Genomic DNA, 2,828 nt, shown 5'->3' with positions numbered 1-2,828 from the left:
TAGATGAAATAAAGCCATGAAACTCAATTCAGATCTTTCGCAGCGTGTTGTCGTCGAGCCTTCAAGCTTACAGTGGGTCGATTCGCCAGCGACCGGGATTCAACGCCAGTTACTGGAGCGTGATGGCGACGAAGTGGCGCGTGCCACCTCGATCGTGCGATACGCGCCGGGCTCCGCTTTTGAAAATCATAAGCACGACTTGGGCGAGGAGATTCTGGTCCTGGACGGCGAATTCAGCGACGAATCCGGGACCTTCGGGCCTGGGACTTACATCAAGAATCCACCAGGTTCTTCGCATGCACCGAGCTCCGCGACGGGTTGCACGTTGTTCGTCAAGCTGCGCCATCTTGATCTAGCCGACAGCCAACGCACCGTGGTCGACACCCGTAACGGCCCCTGGTTTCCAGGCCTCGTGCCGGGTCTGTCGGTGATGCCACTTTCTGAGTTCGACACACAACATACGGCTTTGGTGCGCTGGGCCCCGGGGACACGATTCAATTCGCATCGTCACTACGGCGGTGAAGAAATCTATGTGTTGGAAGGCGTCTTTGAGGATGAGTTCGGAAGCTACCCTACCGGCACATGGATGCGCAGTCCGCATTTGAGTGCTCACCGTCCCTTCAGCAATACAGGCTGCACCATCCTGGTCAAGACAGGCCACCTGCCAGTCGCCGAATCAAATGAGGCGCTTGCATGAAGCATTTCTCCGAAATCTCGCCGACCGCCGAGCGGGTGGTCGATGCCGCTGAAGGGTTGGTACAGCAGCACGGCTACAACGGCTTCTCATACGACGACGTGGCCCAGTTGGTAGGCATCAAAAAACCAAGTATCCACCACCACTTTCCCAAGAAGGGTGAACTCGTGGCCGTGGTCGCACAGCGCTATACGCACCGGTTTCGTGAGGAGTTGCTGAGCATCGAAGGGCAGCATGCGAAAGCGCCTGACAGGCTAACTGCGTATGCGGCACTTTTCGAACGCACCTTCGCCAAGGACCGGCGCCTTTGTGTCTGCGGCATGTTGGGTGCCGAGTCGGACTCGCTGCCGGACGCCGTTGTGAGCGAGGTCGAGCGATTCTTTAAAGTCAATCTCGACTGGTTGACTCTTGTCGTTGCCGATGGTCAGCGTGCCGCGCTGATCACCTCGAATTCCACCCCAGAGGCTCTCGCAGAGGCATTCTTGTGCGCGTTGGAAGGCTCGATGATGGTGGGCCGTGGCATGCGGTCGTCACGCGGACCGGCCGAAGTTGGAAACACTTTTCTTTCCACCGTGTTGACCTGAGGTCGGCACTTTTTTTGCAACACAACCCTACCATTTAGTTGGTAGTTAAGGAGATTATTATGAGTACTGAATTTAATGGCAAGAAGTTGTTGGTCATCGGCGGCACTAGCGGGATGGGACTGCAAACTGCCCGCATGGTTCTTGAGCAAGGCGGAAGCGTCGTCATCGTCGGTCACCGTGAAGACAAGGCCGAAGAGGCCCGCAAGGCGCTGTCGTCGTTGGGCACCGTGACCGCCCTGACTGCCGATCTCTCGCGAGCCGAAGATGTGAAGCGACTCCTGCATACCATCGATGAACACCACAAGGACATCAATCTTCTGGTCAACGCGGCTGGGGTGTTCTTCCCGAAGGCGTTTCTTGAGCACACGGAAAGTGATTACGAACAATATTTGACGTTGAATAAAGCGTTCTTCTTCATCACACAAAAAGTCGTGGCCAATCTCGTGGCCAGCGAGCGTCCCGGCGCCATTGTGAACATCGGCTCGATGTGGGGCAAGCAGGCGATTGCGGCTACGCCGTCGTCCGCGTATTCGATGGCAAAAGCAGGTTTGCATTCGCTGACCCAGCACCTTGCGATGGAGCTGGCATCCAAACAAATCAGGGTCAATGCCGTTTCTCCGGCGGTTGTCGAAACGCCGATTTACGAGGGATTCATACCCAAGGCCGAGGTTCATGGCGCCTTACAGGGATTCAACAGCTTCCACCCAATCGGCAGGGTTGGGACGCCACAAGACGTCGCCGAGGTCATCCTCTTCCTGTTGTCGGACAAGGCAGCATGGGTGACGGGCGCAATCTGGGACGTTGACGGCGGCGTGATGGCCGGGCGTAACACATAATGGGGGAACGAGAAATGAACACAAACATTAAAGGAACTCCCGGCAACGGGATCAACGTCGGCGCATTGCGTGAGTTTGCAGATCAGGTCGCAGCAAAGCCCGCCGCAGGCATCGCGACGTTCGGCGTCGTGACAACCTGGGAGGGTGGCACCCGGACGCGTGCGCGAACCATGCCGCTCGTACTAGGTGACACGGCCTTGGCGCGCGGCTTTGTCATCGACGCGGACGAACCGGCAGAATTGCTCGGTACCGACACGGCCGCTAATCCACAAGAATTGATCCTGGCTGCGTTGAACGCATGCATGACTGCAACCTACGCGGCAAATGCGGCGGCAATGAACATCGAGTTGCAATCGCTGACTATCCGCACGAAGGGAAGCCTCGATCTGAGAGGTTTTCTTGGAATCGATCCTGGGATCAATCCAGGGTACGACCAGGTCGAGTATGAGGTCGAAATGGAGTCGTCGGCGGATTCGGCGGCGCTGAAAGCATTGCACGCGCAGGTGCAGCGAACATCGCCGAATTACCACAACTTCGCGAGAGCCATTGATCTCAAGGCCAAGCTGACCATTCTCCAATGATCGAGTCAGTGTTTCCCGTGGTTGGCTGACGGGAGGCCAAACCAGATGCGCTATGACGGAAGGTTCAACCTTCCGTCATCACGTTCTCTGGAATACGCAGTGTCAATTTGAGGTATACCCTAACTGGATGTCA

General features: G+C 56.6%; 4 protein-coding genes. All 4 read left to right on the top strand.

Features of this window, described 5'->3' with window-relative positions; genetic code table 11:
* The first annotated feature begins 16 nt into the window (after positions 1-16).
* Genes YA0848_RS27875 through YA0848_RS27860 form a run of 4 tightly spaced genes read left to right on the top strand, consistent with a single transcriptional unit; the run spans position 17 to position 2,695 of the window.
* Positions 17-697: a cupin domain-containing protein gene (locus YA0848_RS27875; protein WP_004574802.1), complete on the top strand. Its 681-nt coding sequence runs from the start codon at positions 17-19 to the stop codon at positions 695-697.
* A complete protein-coding gene (locus YA0848_RS27870; RefSeq protein ID WP_004574803.1) occupies positions 694-1,278 on the top strand; it encodes a TetR/AcrR family transcriptional regulator in 585 nt (194 codons plus the stop codon). Before YA0848_RS27875 ends, YA0848_RS27870 begins: the two co-directional genes overlap by 4 nt.
* Positions 1,279-1,337: 59 nt before the next feature.
* A complete protein-coding gene (locus YA0848_RS27865) occupies positions 1,338-2,114 on the top strand; it encodes an SDR family NAD(P)-dependent oxidoreductase (protein WP_004574804.1) in 777 nt (258 codons plus the stop codon).
* A 14-nt stretch (positions 2,115-2,128) separates the two neighbouring features.
* Complete coding sequence (locus tag YA0848_RS27860) at positions 2,129-2,695, top strand: OsmC family protein (RefSeq protein WP_004574805.1); 567 nt, start codon at positions 2,129-2,131, stop codon at positions 2,693-2,695.
* The last annotated feature ends 133 nt before the right edge of the window (positions 2,696-2,828 follow it).

The sequence above is a fragment of the Pseudomonas sp. S4_EA_1b genome (assembly GCF_016307435.1).
GTDB lineage: Bacteria > Pseudomonadota > Gammaproteobacteria > Pseudomonadales > Pseudomonadaceae > Aquipseudomonas > Aquipseudomonas rhodesiae.
The sequence above is the reverse complement of the archived record's forward strand: the minus strand, read 5'-3'. Positions and strand labels throughout refer to the sequence as shown.

Coding starts and splice junctions, on each gene's coding strand:
- YA0848_RS27875 (WP_004574802.1), top strand. CDS start 17: ATGAAACTCAATTCAGATCTTTCGCAGCGTGTTGTCGTCGAGCCTTCA.
- YA0848_RS27870 (WP_004574803.1), top strand. CDS start 694: ATGAAGCATTTCTCCGAAATCTCGCCGACCGCCGAGCGGGTGGTCGAT.
- YA0848_RS27865 (WP_004574804.1), top strand. CDS start 1,338: ATGAGTACTGAATTTAATGGCAAGAAGTTGTTGGTCATCGGCGGCACT.
- YA0848_RS27860 (WP_004574805.1), top strand. CDS start 2,129: ATGAACACAAACATTAAAGGAACTCCCGGCAACGGGATCAACGTCGGC.